Source organism: Macrococcus brunensis (genome assembly GCF_022343725.1).
Classification (GTDB): domain Bacteria; phylum Bacillota; class Bacilli; order Staphylococcales; family Staphylococcaceae; genus Macrococcus; species Macrococcus brunensis.
In genome coordinates this window covers 667,929-685,448 of the sequence record NZ_CP092179.1, presented here as the reverse complement: position 1 = coordinate 685,448, position 17,520 = coordinate 667,929, and the positions used below count along the sequence as shown (strand labels likewise).

The following is a 17,520-nucleotide window of genomic DNA, read 5'->3' as shown; positions in this document are numbered from 1 at the left end:
TTATTGAGCTGGATCAAAATTGTAATGAAATACATTGAACGGCCAGAATCGAAGCGCTACTTCACCGACGACCTGATCTTCATCAATCAGACCGAAGTACCGGCTATCCTTACTGACTTCACGGTTATCACCCAGGACAAGTAACTTACCGTCTGGAATCGTATCTACGGACGGAGAAGTAATATCCTTCACAGAGAAGTTTTCAGTGAGCTGAACGTTTGTCTTAGATAGCTTATTTTCATCTAAATAAGGCTCATCTACTTTCTTACCATTGACATAGAGCTCATCGTCTTTATAGCTGACTTTATCGCCACCTGTACCGATAACGCGTTTAACATAATCATCTGTCTTATCCGCATGGAAGACAACGACATCACCTTTATGTATCTCTCCGATTGTATAACCTATTTTATTGACGATGACCTTCTCACCATTTTTCAGTGTGGGATGCATCGAATCCCCATTAATCGTATAAACTAAGAATAAAAACTGATGGATGACAAAGTAAAGTGCGACCGCAACAATGATCGCAATCAGCCACTCAAAAATCTCCTTTTTCAAACAAGACACCTCATTCATTAAATTTCAGGTCAAAGTGACCTATGACTTTACCTATAATCTCATTTTCATTCACACAGCCAAATGTTCTTGAATCGACACTCTCTTTCAGATTGTCTCCTAATACAATATAACATTTTTCAGGGAGGACTTGCCCGTATTGTCCATTGATATTCAGCAGGTCCTGATAATCTGCACGCTGCTTTGAATACCTTTCTCCATTGACATACAGATATTGACGATGAACAGACAGATAGTCATGCGGCGTTGCGACCACTCTTTTGACAAACGTCTGATTGTTGACTTTGAAAAAAATAATATCATGGGTTTCTACAGGCTTTACGACATCACCTATCACATTTACAAATGCCAGTTCACCGTCCGGAAGTGCAGGTTCCATGGACTGGCCGTCCACTATGTACGATGTCAGAAGAAAAGAACGAAAAATCACGAGGAAGATGAGAAAGCTGATGATAGTCCAGAGCCATTTCTTCATTTCCGGCCCCCATGCGCATGATAATACGCTTCTACTTTCTTACCGATGAACCAGAGTGCAGCAAGTATCACAATCACGGCAACAGATTTAAGCGGCTGAGTAATAAATGATCTTAAATCAGAACCGATGTAACTCAGAAGCAGAAGCATAACCGCTTTTCCAGTCATCGTTGCCAGTAAATAATGACGTTGCTTAATGTTAGATAGTGCGCCGACAATATTGATCAAAAACGATGGGGTAAACGGAAAACAGAGCAGTACAAAAAGGGGTATGACGCCTTGCTCATTAATCCGCCACATCATTTTTTCAACATACGGATGACGATTCAGTTTTTTAACGAAACGACTCTGACCATATCGCCTGACAACCATGAAGACAGCATAAGCGCCTAATACAGCACCTGACCAAGTCAGAAAAAATCCGAGCGGCAGCCCAAATGCATTGGCATTCACTACGGCAAATACCACAATCGGCAGGACAGGCAGAAAGGCTTCAGCAAAAGGCAGGAAAAAACCGAGAAACAAGCCCCATAGCGGATGCTGTTCTACCCAGAACTGCAGCGTCTCAGGTGTAAATAAATCATGAAACATGAATTGACCTTCTTTTAAGTATTTATTACTAGTTTATACTATCCACCTGAAAATAAAAAGAAAACCGCTATACGCGGTTTTCTGATGAATATTATTGATTGAGACGTTCTTCAAGTTCTTTTTTCTTATCTTCAAATCCAGGTTTCCCGAGGAGTGCGAACATATTCTGTTTATATGCTTCCACACCCGGCTGATTAAATGGATTCACACCGAGCAGATAACCGCTCATTGCACAGCTGAGTTCGAAGAAGTATACAAGATAACCAAAAGTAAAAGCATCGAGTTTAGGTACTTCCACTACTAAGTTCGGTACACCGCCATCAGTATGAGCAAGAAGCGTACCCTGGAAAGCTTTCGTGTTAACGAAGTCCAGTGTTTCACCAGCTAAGAAGTTCAGTCCATCTAAGTCGTTTTCGTCTTTCTCGATCGTGATGTCAGCACGTGGTGATGCGACTTTTACGACAGTCTCGAAGATATCACGGCGTCCTTCCTGAACATACTGACCAAGTGAGTGAAGATCAGTAGAGAAATTCGCACTTGATGGATAGATGCCTTTAAAGTCTTTACCTTCTGATTCGCCGAATAACTGTTTCCACCATTCATTGAAATACATCAGGCTTGGTTCATAGTTGATCAGCATTTCAATCGTGTAGCCTTTGTTATACAGAATGTTACGAATCGCTGCATATTGATAGCTGATATTATCTTCAAGTTCTGAGCTAGAGAGATTTGCACGAGCAGCTGCTGCACCTTGCATCATCTCATCGATTGAGATACCTGCTGCCGCTATTGGCAGTAAGCCTACAGCTGTCAGAACAGAGTATCGGCCACCGACATCATCCGGTACAACAAACGTTGCATATCCTTCTGTATCTGCCAGTGATTTAAGAGCGCCTTTCGCTTTATCAGTTGTCGCATAGATACGGGATTTAGCTTCTTCTTTGCCGTATTTCTCTTCTAAGATTTTCTTGAAGATACGGAATGCGACAGCCGGTTCAGTCGTTGTGCCTGACTTAGAAATGACATTGATTGAGAAATCTTTTCCGTCGATATACTGAATCAGGTCACTGACGTAAGTTGAAGAGAGGTGATGACCGACAAAAATAATCTGCGGACGACCTTCTTGAGGTGCAAAGTTATCAAATGTACCTGATAACATCTCAATAGCGGCACGGGCTCCTAAGTAAGAACCACCAATACCGATGACAAGCAGGATTTCACTATCTGACTTGATTTTTTCTGCAGATTCTTTGATGCGTGCAAACTCTTCTTTATCATAATCCTCGGGCAGGTTTACCCATCCTAGGTAGTCACTACCGGCACCTGAACCTTCGTGAATGGTATGATGCGTATTTTTGACAAGGTCTCTCATCTGATCCAGTTCGTGCTGGCCGAGAAATGTTAGAGCTGTTTCATAATCAAATTTGATATGTGTCATCTGAATAGCCTCCTGTAATTGAATTCCCTTTCATTTTACTTGAAACTTATGGACTTCTCAATGAATGTAGAACGAGAATATGGCGATTTGGTAACAGATTGATTGACTTAGGTGACGCCACTCAGACTGGATTCTGTTCGTGAGTGGCGCGGTTAGCGCCACTCAAATAGAATTTGGCCCGCGAGTGGCGCGGTTGACGCCCCTCAATCTGGATTATGTCCGTGAGTGGCGCGGTTGACGACACTCAATCTGGATTATGTCCGTGAGTGGCGCGGTTGACACCACTCTTATAATATTCGCCATCAACATGATTAAAACTAATATATATTCATAAATTAGAATAAAAATACTTGAACTAAAACAATATAATATGTTAGTCATTATTGCATAATAAATCATTATTATTAATACTTATAAAAATGTATGGAGGTTTTATTTATGTCTGAAAAAGTTGTACTTGCCTATTCCGGAGGTCTTGATACTAGTGTCGCTATCCAGTGGTTAGTCAATCAGGGCTATGAGGTCATCGCCTGCTGCCTGAATGTCGGAGAAAATAAAGATCTGACACTTATTAAGGAGAAAGCTTTAAAGGTAGGCGCTTCAGAATCAATCATGCACGATAAAGTAGAAACGTTTGCTCAGGATTATTTAAGCTACGCCATTAAAGGAAACAGCCTGTATGAGCAGACTTATCCGCTCGTCTCTGCCTTGAGCCGCCCCCTTATTGCTAAGGAGCTCGTGAAAGTGGCGCAGGAGAAAGGTGCGACCTATATTGCACATGGATGTACAGGCACAGAGGCTGTGTTAGCACAACTCAAAAAAGGGAACGCACTCTTATAGTGCCTTCCCTTTTAATTTATTCAGCGAGCTTATAGATTTCCATCACTGCTTCTTTATCTAACTGATAGAAGTTACCGAATGGTCCATTGAATAAGGTCTTATCTGCAAAGGTTTCAAAATCCTCTGCAGTAATCTCAAAATCACTGAGTCTGCTCGGTGCACCGATAGACTGCCAGTAATCTTCAAGTCCTTTAATACCTGCCTCAACTTTCTCACTTTCAGAAAGATTCTGATCGACGTCAAAGACATCTTCTGCAAACTGTGCAAAACGCGCAGGTTGATGCTGACTGACATACTTCATCCATGCCGGGAATAGAATCGCTAGTCCTGCACCGTGGGCAATGTCATGTACCGCACTGACAGCATGTTCTAAGTTGTGCGTTGCCCAGTCACCGTTATAACCCATACGCATAAAGCTGTTTAAAGCGACTGTCGCGCCGAGCATTAATGTCTCACGCGCTTCGTAATTATCCGGTTGTGATAAGGCAGTACGTCCTGCTGACATAATTTGTTTCATCACACCGGCAATCATCGCATCGCCAATCGCACTGTTATCCGCTTCATTGAAGTACTGTTCAATCAAATGACTCATTGAATCGACGATACCGTTTACCGTCTGATTTTCAGGTAATGTATACAAAATTTCAGGGTTCAGCAGTGAGAATTTAGGAAAGACAAGAGGCGAACCCCAGCCTAGCTTCTCATTCGTTTCCCAGTTTGTGATCACTGATCCTGAGTTCATCTCAGAGCCTGTTGCAGAAATCGTCAGGATAGTACCGAATGGCACTACTGCAGTCGGTGTGACTTTACGCGTCACGATATCCCATGGATCGTTGTCCAGTTTGCTTGCAGCAGAAATTAATTTTGTGCCGTCAATGACACTGCCGCCCCCTACAGCAAGGATAAAATCAATCTCTTTTTCTTTAACAATCGCTACTGCTTTTTTCACTGTAGAGAGACGTGGATTCGGTTCAATGCCTCCGAATTCATATACTTCGTAGTCTGCCAGTAAATTCAACATTTTCGTATGTAGTCCCGACTTTTTGATGCTGCCGCCGCCATAAGTCACCAGTATTTTTTTGCCTTCAGTAAACTGACTGATCATTTGTGGCAGTTTTTCGATACTGTCTTTACCGAACACAAGCTGTGTCGGATTGTAAAATGTAAATGAATTCATCATAAACCTCCTCTAATAAGTACTTCTATTGTAGACGGTTCACCTTAAACTAAGAAATAAACTGCTCAAAAAAAGGACCCCAAAAGGAGTCCTTTTATATTATGCCCATCCGCGGTATCGTGCAGCTTCAGCTGTACGTTTGATACCGACGATATAAGCAGCAAGTCTCATATCAATATTTCTAGTCTGCGCAAGAGAGTAGATGTTATCGAATGCACGCACTAATTTTTCGCGTAGCTTTTCGTTTACTTCTTCTTCAGTCCAGTAATAACCTTGATTATTCTGTACCCACTCGAAGTAAGAAACCGTGACGCCGCCTGCACTTGCCAGTACGTCCGGAACAAGCAGAATGCCGCGTTCAGTCAGGATTTTAGTCGCTTCCATCGTTGTCGGGCCATTAGCCGCTTCTACAACGATTTCCGCTTTAATATCATGTGCATTGTCTTCTGTAATCTGGTTAGAGATTGCAGCCGGCACTAAGATATCGCAGTCCAGTTCAAATAATTCTTTGTTTGAGATAGTATCTTCAAATAAATTAGTGACTGTTCCGAAGCTGTCACGACGATCGAGTAAATAATCAATGTCTAATCCATTCGGGTCGTGAAGTGCCCCGTGTGCATCTGAGATTGCAATGACTTTAGCACCTGCATCGTAGAGGAATTTCGCTAAGAAGCTACCTGCGTTACCAAACCCTTGGATAACAACACGTGAATCCTTAATCGTTTTACCTCGACGTTTAGCTGCTTCTTCAATCGCGATGACTACACCAAGTGCTGTAGAACGGTCACGACCTTGAGAACCACCCAGTACAATCGGCTTCCCTGTAATAAATCCTGGTGAGTTGAACTCATCCATTTTGCTGTATTCATCCATCATCCACGCCATGATCTGTGAGTTAGTGAAGACGTCTGGCGCTGGAATATCTTTAGTCGGTCCTACAATCTGTGAAATCGCGCGGACATAACCACGTGATAAACGTTCTACCTCATGAATACTCATCTGACGAGGATCACAGACGATACCGCCTTTACCCCCACCATAAGGTAAGTCGACGATACCACACTTCAATGTCATCCACATTGATAATGCTTTTACTTCATCTTCATCTACGTCAGGGTGGAAACGTACGCCCCCTTTAGTGGGACCTACAGCATCATTATGCTGCGCACGGTAACCAGTGAAAGTTTTCACTGTCCCATCATCCATACGGACCGGTATACGTACTGTTAATAAACGCATCGGTTCCTTCACTAATTCGTACATTCCCTCATCAAAACCTAATTTATCAAGTGCATCTTTTATGATGATCTGTGATGATTTTACTAAGTTTTCGTGCTCTGCCATATCCTCTTCGCCTCTTTTTCAATACTTTAGTTCTCAATTATTGTAACATATTTAATTCACAATAAAAGGCTTAACTCATATTTTTTGAAAACGCTACCAACCTATTTAGCAAATACTTGTTTCACGCGTTCTAATGCCCAGTCAAGTTCTTCTTTAGAAATGATAAGAGGTGGTGCAAAACGGATCACTGTGTCATGTGTTTCTTTACATAAGAGACCTAGTTCTTTCAACTGTTCACAGTATGGACGAGCATTTTCAGTTAATTCAACACCGATGAAGAGTCCTTTACCGCGTACTTCTTTAATGATTGGATTATCAATTTTCTGAAGTTCTGCTTTGAAGTATTCACCCAGTTCAAGTGAACGCTCAGATAATTTTTCATCAACTAAGACATCAAGTGCTGCGATAGAAACGGCACAAGCAAGTGGATTACCACCGAATGTAGAACCGTGTGATCCCGCATTGAAGACTTCAAGGATTTCTTTGTCAGCTAATACACATGAAATCGGGAAGACACCGCCGCCAAGTGCTTTACCTAAGATGTACATATCAGGCTTGACATTATCCCAGTCCGTCGCGAAAAGTTTACCAGAACGACCAAGACCTGCCTGAATTTCATCAGCAATAAACAGAACATTATTAGCGTCACAAACTTCACGCACTTGTTTCAGGAAGCCGTCAGCAGGAATATTGATACCCGCTTCACCTTGGATAGGCTCAAGTAAAACTGCAGCTGTGTTCGGTGTAATTGCTGCTTTAATCTGTTCGATATCACCGAAGTCTACAAGCTTAAAGCCGCCAAGCAACGGGCCATAACCACGCTGATATTCTGCTTCGCTTGATAAAGAAACTGCAGCCATTGTACGACCGTGGAAGTTACCTTTCATCGCTACGATTTCTGCCTGGTCTTTCACTACACCTTTGACATCATATGCCCAGCGACGTGCCGCCTTAATCGCAGTCTCAACTGCTTCAGCACCTGTATTCATCGGCAGTACCATATCTTTACCTGCCAGTTTACAGATCTTTTCATACCATGGTCCGAGCTGATCACTATGGAATGCACGAGAAGTCAGTGTCACATGATCGGCCTGATCTTTTAAAGCCTGGATGATTTTTGGATGACGGTGACCTTGGTTAACTGCTGAATAAGCAGATAACATATCCATATATTTATTGCCTTCAGGATCTTTTACCCAGACACCTTCAGCTTCAGAAATAACGATCGGAAGTGGATGATAGTTAGGTGCGCCGTAATGATTTGTCTGTTCAATGATTTCAGTTGATTTAGTCATAATAATCCCCTTTTAGTAAAACAGTAGTGCTCAAAAAGCACTACTGTAGTTTTTTTATTAAAGCATTTCTGATGATGTACGACCTTGCATATGAAGGACTAAGTAATCAGGACCGCCCGCTTTAGAGTCCGTACCTGACATTTTGAAGCCACCGAATGGCTGGTAACCAACGATTGCGCCTGTACAGCCACGGTTGAAGTAAAGGTTACCTACCATGAAGTCACGACGTGCTTCTTCTAAATGCTCACGGTTATTTGTGATAACAGCACCTGTTAAACCGTAATCTGTATTGTTCGCGAATTTAATCGCTTCTGTGAAGTCTTTCGCTTTAGCGATACCGACAACAGGTCCGAAGATTTCTTCCTGCATGATGCGGTCATCATGATTGAGTCCAACAAAGACTGTTGGATGAACGAAGTGACCTTCTTCTTCGTCTGTTGTACCACCGACAAGAAGTTCACCTTCTTGTTTACCGATTTCAATATATTCTTTGATTTTGTTAAGAGAAGATTCATCGATAACTGGACCCATGAAGTGTTCATTTGTCTCAGTATTACCCACTGTTAATTTTTCTGTCTTTTCTTTAACTTTAGCCACTACTTCATCGTAGACATCTTCAACGATGATAGCACGTGAGCAGGCTGAACATTTCTGACCAGAGAAACCAAACGCTGATTTCACGATTGATTCAGCTGCCAGTTCAAGATCTGCTTCTGAGTCAACAACGATTGTATCTTTACCGCCCATTTCAGCGATTACACGTTTAAGGTTTAATTGACCTTCGTGTACTTTTGCAGCGCGTTCATAGATGTGGACACCTACATCACGTGAACCAGTGAATGAGATGAAACGAGTGTCAACATGGTCAACAATGAAGTCACCGATGTCACGTGAAGAACCTGGGATAAAGTTAACAACACCTTTAGGCATACCCGCTTCTTCTAACACTTCCATGAATTTGTAAGCAACCACTAATGTGTTTGAAGATGGTTTAAGAAGTACTGTGTTACCTGTTACAAGCGGCGCTACAGTTGTTCCTGCCATGATTGCGAACGGGAAGTTCCAAGGTGAGATAACAACACCTACACCTAATGGAATATAATCATAACGGTTGAATTCACCTGGACGGCTTTCTACTTTAACGCCGTCTTTAAGACGTAACATTTCGCGGCCATAGAACTCAAGGAAGTCGATTGCTTCTGCTGTATCAGCATCTGCTTCGTTCCAAGGTTTCCCTGCTTCTTTAATCAGAAGTGCTGAGAATTCCCATTTGCGGCGACGGATGATTGCAGCTGCGCGGAATAATACGTCTGCACGGAATTCAGGAGAAGATTTTCTCCAAGTTTCGAATGTTTCTTTAGCGACAGCCATTGCTTTTTCAGCATGTTCTTGTGTTGCTTTAGAGATGTATCCGATTGTTTCATCTTTTTTAGATGGGTTGTATGAACGAACTTTATCTTCTGTCATGATGCGTTCGCCACCAATGATCAGTGGATAGTCCTGACCTAAGTAGTTATTAACTGTTTCAAGGCCTTTTTTCATTGCTTCCTGATTTTCTGCAACAGTAAAATCAGTAAATGGTTCGTGTTTATATGGAATCATTATTGTCCCTCCTAAAATTAGGTTCATAGAAAACCCTTACATCCTTAATAATGAACAAAAAGTGTCTTACTTTCAAGTCCTTTGCAATAAATTGTGAAGAAAAATATTTATGCTTATTTTAGGTTAAACATACAAAAAAAGAACATGACCTATATTCAGTCATGTCCTTAATATTTATCTGATTTGTTAATCCATTCTGGCAGCTTCTGCCGCAGTGATTCAAAACCAATCGTCTGTTCCTGATTGATTTCATCCAGAACAGATTTCTTTTCTTTTTTTCGTTCCTGACGTCTGAAATAGTCATTCTCTTTGAGTGTCAGATTGAGTTTACCATCAGCCGACACATCAAGTACTTTTGCCTTCACAATCTGCCCTACTGATAAGAAGACGTTTAAATTATGGATATAATCGTTCATGACTTCTGAGATGTGAATAAGTCCTTCAACGTGGTCCAGAGTTTCTACAAATGCACCGTACGGCTGGATTCCCGTGACTTTCACTTTGACGAACTGACCCTTGTGATATTTCGTCATCATCATCCCTCCTTTACCTCTTTAATCAATACTATCAGTGTATCATAAAGAGGACGGAAGTAACTAGAGTTCGCACGTCTGGTTAAGCAGCTCGACACGGTCAAGAACCCGGTTCACGTCTGCTTCAGCTGGTGCACTATCAAACGCATAACGATAAATGGACTGAATGCCTTCAATCGTTTCTTCTCTGCTCTTTTTCTGATGAATCAGGTCCATACAGTCATAGATTTCATGGTCACCCATCGTCGGATCTTCGAAATGCATCGGATTCCAGTCTGCAAGTAATTTATAAAGTTCGATATTAAATACTGCGTTCATTTTTCAGTTCCTTGTTCTCAAGTTTTCTCAGGACATCCTGTTCGAATGCTTCCATCTTTGCTTCTTCTTTTGAAGCATGATTTCTAAAATAACGGAATGTAACGTATGCCAGTATCATAAAAATAGCCAGTGTAATGACTGCAGGGATATATTCCATTTTATTTTCCGGAAAATATAGAAATTCCATCATGATTCATCATCTCCTAATCCCTAAAAATTATAGCACGCTATAATTAAAAAAAAATCAATAAGTCATGAACATTTCATGACTTATTGATTTACTCGGGATTACTTGAGGATTTCAACTTTTTCAATTGTTACATCTTCAACCGGTTTATCCTGTGGTCCTACTTTAACAGCAGCAATGGCTTCTAAAACGTCTAATCCTTCGATAACTTGACCGAAAACAGTATGTTTCTGGTCTAACCAAGGTGTACCACCTTTTTCACCGTAAGCATCAACGATTTCTTCTGGCCAGCCACCTTGCTTTAATTGTGATAACATTTGAGCTGGGACATCTTTCATCTGAACGATGAAGAACTGAGAACCATTTGTGTTAGGTCCAGCATTTGCCATTGACAGTGCGCCGTAAAGATTGAATGCTTCCATCGAGAATTCATCTTCAAAAGAATCACCGTAGATGCTTTCGCCGCCCATACCTGTACCAGATGGGTCGCCACCTTGAATCATGAAATCATTGATGACGCGGTGGAAAGTAATTCCTTCGTAATAACCTTTCTCAGCAAGGCCGATAAAGTTTTCAACAGTTTTAGGAGCAAGTTCAGGGAATAACTTGATTTTCATTGTTCCCATTGAAGTTACTAAATTAACTGCGCGTTCGTTTTCTGCAATCTCAGTATTTAATTGCGGAAATTGTGTCATGATGAACACTCCTTCGTGATATGATAAGTACCATAATATATTAACATAAAGGATGATGAATATGTATTATCAACTCCCGTTCAAAACAGGACGCTATATAGTAGAAGAGATTGGAGAACATCCGAATGGGGCACTCGTTCAAGTCCTTGCGGTTGTCCACCACCCTAAACAAGGAGACCTGCATGCGCCTGGTGAGACCGATGTTTTCTTCCATGAACGTAAAGCGCTCGCTTTTAAAGAAAAACGCATCGTGCATCCTAATCTACTTAAACCATACGACGGAGAGGTTCCTGATTATAACTTATCACTTAAGGAAGCTGTCGGTCGTCTTGAGGAAAAACTAACAGCTGAAAATAGTGATTACAATCAGCAGGCGCTCAAAGCGTTAAGCAATCTTAAAGAAGAATATCATCATTATAACCACATTACTTTTTGACATTTTTGTGAACGTCCATTCGCTTTCTTCCTATTTAAGAACAGCGGATAATTCGTTTCCCCCTTGTTTGAAGGCGACTCTTTTTTCTGTATACTGATGACTATGCTAAGGAGGTCAAATATGCATTTGTTACAGCTCGCAGTTCTTCTGCCTTTTCTAGGTGCCGTTATCGTACCTATTATTTATTCTTATCTCAAAAGACTCCATCCAGGTTATATCGCGCTCTTGTTTCCGATGTCAGCTGCGCTTATACTGATCAGCGCAAAACTGACAGGTCAGACCGTCAGTTCATTTAACTGGATGCCGAGAGTAGGACTGAACCTCGACTTTAATCTTGATGGCTTCAGTTTTCTATTTACCATGCTGATCACAGTGATCGGTACACTCGTCGTCTTCTATTCCATCCATTATCTCGGACGTAAAGAAGCGCTCGGTCATTTCTACTGTTATCTGATGCTCTTTATGGGTGCCATGCTCGGTGTTGTCTTAAGCGACAATGTTCTCGCACTTTATATGTTCTGGGAACTGACCAGTATTTCGAGTTTTCTGCTCATCGCTTTCTGGAATCAGAAAGAAAAATCCATTCAGGGCGCGCTGAAATCAATGCTGATCACTGTCTTTGGGGGTCTCATGCTTCTTGGTGGTTTGATGTCACTCGTTGCCATTACACATACTTTCAGCATCCGTGAAATGTTTACAATGCGGGAAACGATTGCTGCTTCTCCGCTGTTTACGGTTGCACTGTGCTGCATCCTGCTTGCGGCCTTTACGAAATCAGCACAGTTCCCGTTCCATATCTGGCTGCCAGATGCGATGGAAGCGCCGACGCCCGTCAGTGCTTACCTGCACTCAGCGACGATGGTTAAAGCCGGGATTTATTTAGTGGCTCGCTTCACTCCTATATTTGCTGTCTCATCGCTCTGGATCTATGCGGTCACTTTTGCGGGTGCTGTGACACTCTTCTGGGCATCGTTCAATGCTGTGAAGCAGCGTGACTTAAAAGGTGTTCTCGCATACAGTACTGTCAGCCAGCTCGGACTGATGATGACCTTGCTCGGAGTAGGAGGCATCAGCCTGCATTTCCAGCATGACGAAATTTTCTATCTCAGTATCGCAGCCTGTGTCTTCCACATTTTTAACCATGCTTCATTCAAAGGCGCGCTGTTTATGGTTGTCGGTATTATCGACCATGAAACAGGGACTCGTGACTTACGTAAGCTGTCCGGTCTCTTGCAGGTGATGCCGATTACTTTTACAGCAGCAGTCATTGGTGCGCTCAGTATGGCAGGTCTGCCTCCTTTTAACGGCTTCCTGTCTAAAGAAATGTTCTTAACCAGCATGTTCGATACACGTTATACGGATTTATTCAATCCTCTGATGGTATTCGTTCTGCTGGCACTCATTATTATCGGCAGTCTGTTCACGTTCATCTACTCAGTCAAAATGATTAAAGATGTCTTCTTCGGCGAGAGACGTGACCTGCCAAAAGAAGTACATGAAGCACCGATTATGATGCTGCTGTCACCTCTTGTCCTTGTGACTATCGTCGTGATTACCGGACTTATGCCGAATATCCTGACGCCGATAATAGAATCAGCCAGTCATGCTATCTTAAATAAACCGGTTGAACATATTCATATTACACACTGGCATGGGTTCAATCCTGCACTGCTGACGACCCTTGTGATTATTCTTCTTGGTAGTGCCATGGTCTACTTCTATTCTAAATGGAAGCGTATCTATCAGCTTCAGCCTGAGCATGTCACTTTTAACCACCTTTATCAGGCAGCCTTGAAGAAAACTGAAACTTCTACTTATTATCTGAATCATAAAGTCATTAAATCTGGCAGCAGGTTCCATGTCATTCTCATTTTCTGCACGTTGACTATTCTGACGGCTGTCACATTCGTCCTTCAGCCGATTGATTTCGGCAAGTGGCAGCTCGCAGATATTCGTATCTATGAGATGTTTCTTGTGGCCATCATCCTGATTGCCACAGTGATGATATTAAAAGCAAAATCACGTATCTTCAGCATTATCATGCTGAGCACCATCGGTTATTCTATCGGATTATTCTTTGTCTTCTTCAATGCACCTGACCTTGCATTGACACAATTGACGATTGAAACGATTTCGACTGCCCTGTTTCTGATGTGTTTCTATCACCTTCCTAAACTTAAGCTTTACGGTGAGACTGCCCGCTTTAAACTGAGCAATGCACTAATCGCCATTATGACAGGTTTAGCCGTTACGGTGATAGGACTGGTCTCTTACGGTCATCGCTTCTATCCTTCAATCAATGAATACTATATTAAACACGTCTATGACCTCGCCGCAGGAAAAAATATGGTCAATGTCATACTCGTAGATTTCCGCGGTTTTGATACACTCTTCGAATCAACGGTACTCGGTATAGCGGGCATCGGAATCTATACACTGATTAAATTACGTTACAGAAAGGATGACTCGCATGAACAAACAGAGAAATGATGTCATTCTGCAGTTCAGCACGCTCGTCATCTTCTTTATCATCATCATGTTCAGTCTTTCAATCTTCCTGGGTGGCCATTATTCACCCGGCGGAGGATTTGTAGGCGGTCTACTTGTCTCTGGGGCGCTCCTGCTGATATTAATTGCCTATGATATTAAGACGCTGAACCAGCTTCTCCCTATTGACTTTAAAATTGTCATCGCATGGGGGTTAACATTCTGCTTTATTACACCGTTTATTGCTGTATTAAAGGGTGATCCTTTCTTTAAACACTATTACGGTGATCTGCATCTGCCTGTATTCGGGGCGATTCACTGGCACACAGCGATGCTATTTGATTTAGGCGTCATGCTGGCTGTTATCGGTACTTGCATGACCATCATCCTGACGATTGGAGAGAACGAATAATGGAAATAGTCATGATTATATTAGCCGGCATCTTAGTTGCAGCGGCCGTTTATCTGATTCTGTCCAGAAGCCTGCTACGTGTCATTATCGGTACGTCTATTCTGACCCATGCAGTCAATCTGCTCCTCTTGTCTATGGGTGGACTGAAAGAAGGCGCGATTCCGATCTATGGTAAAGAGATTAAACGATATGTTGATCCTATTCCTCAGGCTCTCATTCTGACGGCCATCGTTATCAGTTTCGCGATAACAGCATTTATACTCGTGCTCGCGTTCAGAAGTTACAAGGAACTGGGTACAGATAATCTGGAAGAAATGCGAGGTGTGCCAGATGAGCAATAGTCTCGTACTACCGATCGTCATCCCTGCTATTATCTCCATCATTCTGATTTTTCTAGGCAAACAAGCGCTCACTAAACGAATGGTGGTCTTTGCCGGGGCTTTAATCACTCTTGTCTGTGCCAGTTTTAACCTCTGGAATGTCATGCAGCACGGCATTCAGTTTCTGGAACTCGGCAGCTGGCCAGTACCTTACAGCATTACGCTTACTGTCGATTATCTGTCAGCGGCATTTGTATTTACCTCTTCACTCATGATGATTTTTATCATCGTCTATTCTTATCAATCTGTGTCATTTGAAAGAGAACGCTATTACTATTATTCTTCTCTCATGTTTATGCTGGCAGGATTGAATGGGGCATTCTCTACAGGAGATATTTTCAACTTATTTGTTTTCTTTGAAGTCTTCCTGATGAGTTCTTATGTTCTGATGATTATCGGCGGCACAAAGATTCAGTTGCAGGAAAGCATTAAATACATTCTCGTCAATGTTATTTCCTCGTCATTCTTTGTACTGGCTGTAGCGATGCTTTACTCGGTTGTCGGTTCTTTGAACATGGCTGATATCAGCGTTAAGCTTGCTCAGTTAGGCGATCATTCAATTATCACGATCTGTGCGATACTCTTTACCTTTGTGTTTGCAACTAAAGCGGGTATGTTCCCTCTTTATTTCTGGTTGCCGGGCGCCTACTATGCGCCACCTATCGCGATTTTGACGATATTTGGTGCGCTGCTGACTAAAGTCGGTGTCTACGCCATTATGAGAACCTACTCTCTTTTCTTCCCGACGGAGACAGTAGGAAATATCCTTTTAGTACTGGCGCTCCTGACTATCATATCAGGCTGTATCGGTGCGCTTGCTTACCGCGATATGAAGAAAATCATTATTTATAACATCATGATCGCGATAGGCGTCATTATCACAGGCGTCAGCCTCTTAACAGTTGACGGTATGCTCGGTGCGATTTACTACGTATTCCATGACATTATCATCAAGGCGGCGCTCTTTATGCTCGTCGGTGTGATTATACGTATCACGGGGCAGACGACGTTTGATAAAACAGGCGGACTGATTAAACAATATCCATTACTCGGCTGGACTTTCTTCATCGCAGCACTATCGCTTGCAGGAATACCGCCGCTCAGTGGTTTTTATGGTAAGTATTATATCGTCAAAGCACTGTTCCAGGAGCAGCACATTATAGCGGCAGTTATCGTACTACTGAGTAGTCTTGTCGTACTCTACTCGGTCATCAGAATCTTCATCAACGTATTCTGGGGAAAACCGGGCGCTCTTATTCAGCATCCTCCTTATATGAAAATGATGGTCGTCAGCTTCCTTGTAACAATGCTTGCGGTTGCTTTTGGCTTCTATGCGGACCAACTGTTCCCGCTCTTCCATCAGGCTGCAGTCACTTTGACGGACACATCTGAATATACGAAAATACTGGAGGTGAAGTAATGGCTATACAAGCATTGATCAATATACTTCTCACCGTATTATGGTGCCTGATTACATTATCATTTTCGTTCGGCAATATCGTACTTGGTTACCTTTTCGGCTTATTTGCTGTTTATGTCATGCGTAAGTTCCTGCCAGGCCGCTTTTACTTAAGACCTTTTGCAAAAGCACTTCGCTTAGGGTTTATATTCCTGGTCGAGTTGTTCAAGGCTAACCTGGATGTCTTGAAAATTGTACTGGCTAAAAAAATCGATATCGAACCTGCATTTTTCGCCTATCCGACAGAACTGACGAAAGACTGGGAAATCTCGCTTTTGTCACTCCTTATAACCTTAACACCAGGCACAGTCGTGACAGCAGTCAGTGACGATAAAAAGACACTGTATATTCATGCGATAGATTTCTCAAATCTTGAGGACGAAATAGAAGGAATACGCACTTCATTTGAAGCTGCTATCAAGGAGGTCGGTGTAAGATGAACTATATCGCAGCAATTGGACTCGTCATCGTATCAGTCAGTATACTCGGATTTCTGTATCGTGCGATTAAAGGCCCATCGATGGCTGACCGTGTCGTAGCGCTTGATGCAATAGGCATTGCACTTATGGCGGTTGTCGCACTTTTCTCGATTATACTGAATACGCAGTACTATATCAGCATCATCATGCTGCTTGCTGTCCTTTCATTCCTTGGAACTGTTTCGTTTGCCAAATTCATGGATAAAGGAGAGATCATTGAATATGAACGAGATGATTCTTAACATCATAGCTGCAGTTTTTATTATGATTGGTTCATTACTCAGTTTAGTCGCTGCTATCGGTTTATTCCGCCTGCCAGATGTTTATACACGCGCGCATGCTGCGAGTAAAGCCGCAACGCTTGGCGTCATGTTCATCATGATTGGTGTCATGTTCTTCTTTCTGGCAAAAGATCATTTCTTTCAGCCTGCTCTTCTGCTGGCCGTCCTGTTTATCTTTATGACTGGTCCGATTGGTGGACACCTGCTTATGCGGACGGCTTATCATGACGGCGTCAAATATACGGATAAAACAGTTCGTGATGACTTAAAGGATGCAGAGTAGGATTTTTTAGTTGAAGAGTTACTGGCGACAAATCTCTCTTATCGCTGATAACTTGAAGATTTGGTGCCTTTTCATGGAGTTACTGGCGATAATTCTCTTTTATCGCTGATAACTTGAAGATTTGATGCCTTTTCATGGAGTTACTGGTGACAAATCTCTCTTATCGCTGATAACTTGATGATTTGATGCCTTTTCATGGAGTTACTGGCGATAAACCTCTTTTATCGCTG

The 17,520-nt window shown here is 42.2% G+C and carries 20 protein-coding genes and 1 pseudogene; 9 read left to right on the top strand and 12 right to left on the bottom strand.

All coding sequences use genetic code 11. The features are described from left to right. The 4 genes from lepB (MGG13_RS03705) to MGG13_RS03690 all read right to left on the bottom strand — a co-directional run bounded on the left by lepB (MGG13_RS03705) (position 1) and on the right by MGG13_RS03690 (position 3,082). Entirely contained in the window at positions 1-561 is a 561-nt protein-coding gene (gene lepB / locus MGG13_RS03705; RefSeq protein WP_165983135.1) for a signal peptidase I, read from the bottom strand. Positions 562-571: 10 nt separating this feature from the next. Further along, positions 572-1,054: a signal peptidase I gene (gene lepB, locus MGG13_RS03700; RefSeq protein WP_133432373.1), complete on the bottom strand. Its 483-nt coding sequence runs from the start codon at positions 1,052-1,054 to the stop codon at positions 572-574. After that, positions 1,051-1,644, bottom strand: a complete 594-nt coding sequence (locus MGG13_RS03695) for a TVP38/TMEM64 family protein (RefSeq protein ID WP_133432374.1) — start codon at positions 1,642-1,644, stop codon at positions 1,051-1,053. Before MGG13_RS03695 ends, lepB (MGG13_RS03700) begins: the two co-directional genes overlap by 4 nt. A gap of 91 nt (positions 1,645-1,735) precedes the next feature. Then, positions 1,736-3,082, bottom strand: coding sequence for a glucose-6-phosphate isomerase (locus tag MGG13_RS03690; RefSeq protein ID WP_239035404.1), 1,347 nt, complete (start codon positions 3,080-3,082; stop codon positions 1,736-1,738). A gap of 438 nt (positions 3,083-3,520) precedes the next feature. Here MGG13_RS03690 and MGG13_RS03685 point away from each other — a divergent pair. Then, positions 3,521-3,874 (top strand): annotated as a pseudogene (locus tag MGG13_RS03685) (argininosuccinate synthase domain-containing protein); the annotation flags it as partial. 64 nt (positions 3,875-3,938) lie between these two features. Here the strand turns inward: MGG13_RS03685 and MGG13_RS03680 are convergent. The 8 genes from MGG13_RS03680 to MGG13_RS03645 all read right to left on the bottom strand — a co-directional run bounded on the left by MGG13_RS03680 (position 3,939) and on the right by MGG13_RS03645 (position 11,073). Beyond that, positions 3,939-5,099 carry an iron-containing alcohol dehydrogenase gene (locus tag MGG13_RS03680; RefSeq protein WP_239035403.1) on the bottom strand — a complete coding sequence of 387 codons (1,161 nt, stop codon included), beginning with the start codon at positions 5,097-5,099 and terminating at the stop codon, positions 3,939-3,941. Positions 5,100-5,198: 99 nt separating this feature from the next. Further along, positions 5,199-6,443, bottom strand: coding sequence for a Glu/Leu/Phe/Val family dehydrogenase (locus MGG13_RS03675; protein ID WP_133432378.1), 1,245 nt, complete (start codon positions 6,441-6,443; stop codon positions 5,199-5,201). Between the two features lie 101 nt (positions 6,444-6,544). Then, complete coding sequence (locus tag MGG13_RS03670) at positions 6,545-7,738, bottom strand: ornithine--oxo-acid transaminase (protein ID WP_239035402.1); 1,194 nt, start codon at positions 7,736-7,738, stop codon at positions 6,545-6,547. A 57-nt stretch (positions 7,739-7,795) separates the two neighbouring features. Next, entirely contained in the window at positions 7,796-9,340 is a 1,545-nt protein-coding gene (gene pruA, locus MGG13_RS03665; protein ID WP_133432380.1) for an L-glutamate gamma-semialdehyde dehydrogenase, read from the bottom strand. A 167-nt stretch (positions 9,341-9,507) separates the two neighbouring features. Then, positions 9,508-9,876 carry a S1 domain-containing post-transcriptional regulator Ygs gene (ygs, locus tag MGG13_RS03660; RefSeq protein WP_208001775.1) on the bottom strand — a complete coding sequence of 123 codons (369 nt, stop codon included), beginning with the start codon at positions 9,874-9,876 and terminating at the stop codon, positions 9,508-9,510. Between the two features lie 60 nt (positions 9,877-9,936). Next, on the bottom strand, positions 9,937-10,191 hold the full coding sequence (locus tag MGG13_RS03655) for a DUF1871 family protein (protein WP_133432382.1): 255 nt from the start codon (positions 10,189-10,191) through the stop codon (positions 9,937-9,939). Further along, positions 10,175-10,381 (bottom strand): hypothetical protein, encoded by a 207-nt coding sequence (locus MGG13_RS03650; protein WP_133432383.1) that lies wholly within the window; start codon positions 10,379-10,381, stop codon positions 10,175-10,177. Before MGG13_RS03650 ends, MGG13_RS03655 begins: the two co-directional genes overlap by 17 nt. 98 nt (positions 10,382-10,479) lie before the next feature. Further along, positions 10,480-11,073, bottom strand: coding sequence for a peptidylprolyl isomerase (locus MGG13_RS03645; protein WP_133432384.1), 594 nt, complete (start codon positions 11,071-11,073; stop codon positions 10,480-10,482). A 61-nt stretch (positions 11,074-11,134) separates the two neighbouring features. Here MGG13_RS03645 and kapB point away from each other — a divergent pair, with 61 nt between their 5' ends. The 8 genes from kapB (at position 11,135) to mnhG (ending at position 17,290) form a co-directional block, all read left to right on the top strand. Next, complete coding sequence (gene kapB / locus MGG13_RS03640; RefSeq protein WP_133432385.1) at positions 11,135-11,509, top strand: sporulation phosphorelay system protein KapB; 375 nt, start codon at positions 11,135-11,137, stop codon at positions 11,507-11,509. Positions 11,510-11,629: 120 nt separating this feature from the next. Further along, on the top strand, positions 11,630-13,999 hold the full coding sequence (locus MGG13_RS03635; protein WP_239035401.1) for a Na+/H+ antiporter subunit A: 2,370 nt from the start codon (positions 11,630-11,632) through the stop codon (positions 13,997-13,999). Beyond that, positions 13,980-14,408 carry a Na(+)/H(+) antiporter subunit B gene (locus tag MGG13_RS03630; RefSeq protein WP_133432387.1) on the top strand — a complete coding sequence of 143 codons (429 nt, stop codon included), beginning with the start codon at positions 13,980-13,982 and terminating at the stop codon, positions 14,406-14,408. The genes MGG13_RS03635 and MGG13_RS03630 overlap by 20 nt, the downstream gene beginning before the upstream one ends. After that, positions 14,408-14,749 carry a Na(+)/H(+) antiporter subunit C gene (locus MGG13_RS03625; RefSeq protein ID WP_239035400.1) on the top strand — a complete coding sequence of 114 codons (342 nt, stop codon included), beginning with the start codon at positions 14,408-14,410 and terminating at the stop codon, positions 14,747-14,749. Before MGG13_RS03630 ends, MGG13_RS03625 begins: the two co-directional genes overlap by 1 nt. After that, the gene (locus MGG13_RS03620; protein ID WP_239035399.1) at positions 14,739-16,208 is read left to right on the top strand and encodes a Na+/H+ antiporter subunit D; all 1,470 of its coding nucleotides are present in this window, start codon (positions 14,739-14,741) and stop codon (positions 16,206-16,208) included. Before MGG13_RS03625 ends, MGG13_RS03620 begins: the two co-directional genes overlap by 11 nt. Further along, positions 16,208-16,687, top strand: a complete 480-nt coding sequence (locus MGG13_RS03615) for a Na+/H+ antiporter subunit E (protein ID WP_133432390.1) — start codon at positions 16,208-16,210, stop codon at positions 16,685-16,687. Before MGG13_RS03620 ends, MGG13_RS03615 begins: the two co-directional genes overlap by 1 nt. Continuing rightward, the gene (locus MGG13_RS03610; RefSeq protein WP_133432391.1) at positions 16,684-16,968 is read left to right on the top strand and encodes a Na(+)/H(+) antiporter subunit F1; all 285 of its coding nucleotides are present in this window, start codon (positions 16,684-16,686) and stop codon (positions 16,966-16,968) included. Before MGG13_RS03615 ends, MGG13_RS03610 begins: the two co-directional genes overlap by 4 nt. Further along, on the top strand, positions 16,949-17,290 hold the full coding sequence (mnhG, locus tag MGG13_RS03605) for a monovalent cation/H(+) antiporter subunit G (protein ID WP_133432392.1): 342 nt from the start codon (positions 16,949-16,951) through the stop codon (positions 17,288-17,290). The genes MGG13_RS03610 and mnhG overlap by 20 nt, the downstream gene beginning before the upstream one ends. Positions 17,291-17,520 lie beyond the last annotated feature (230 nt).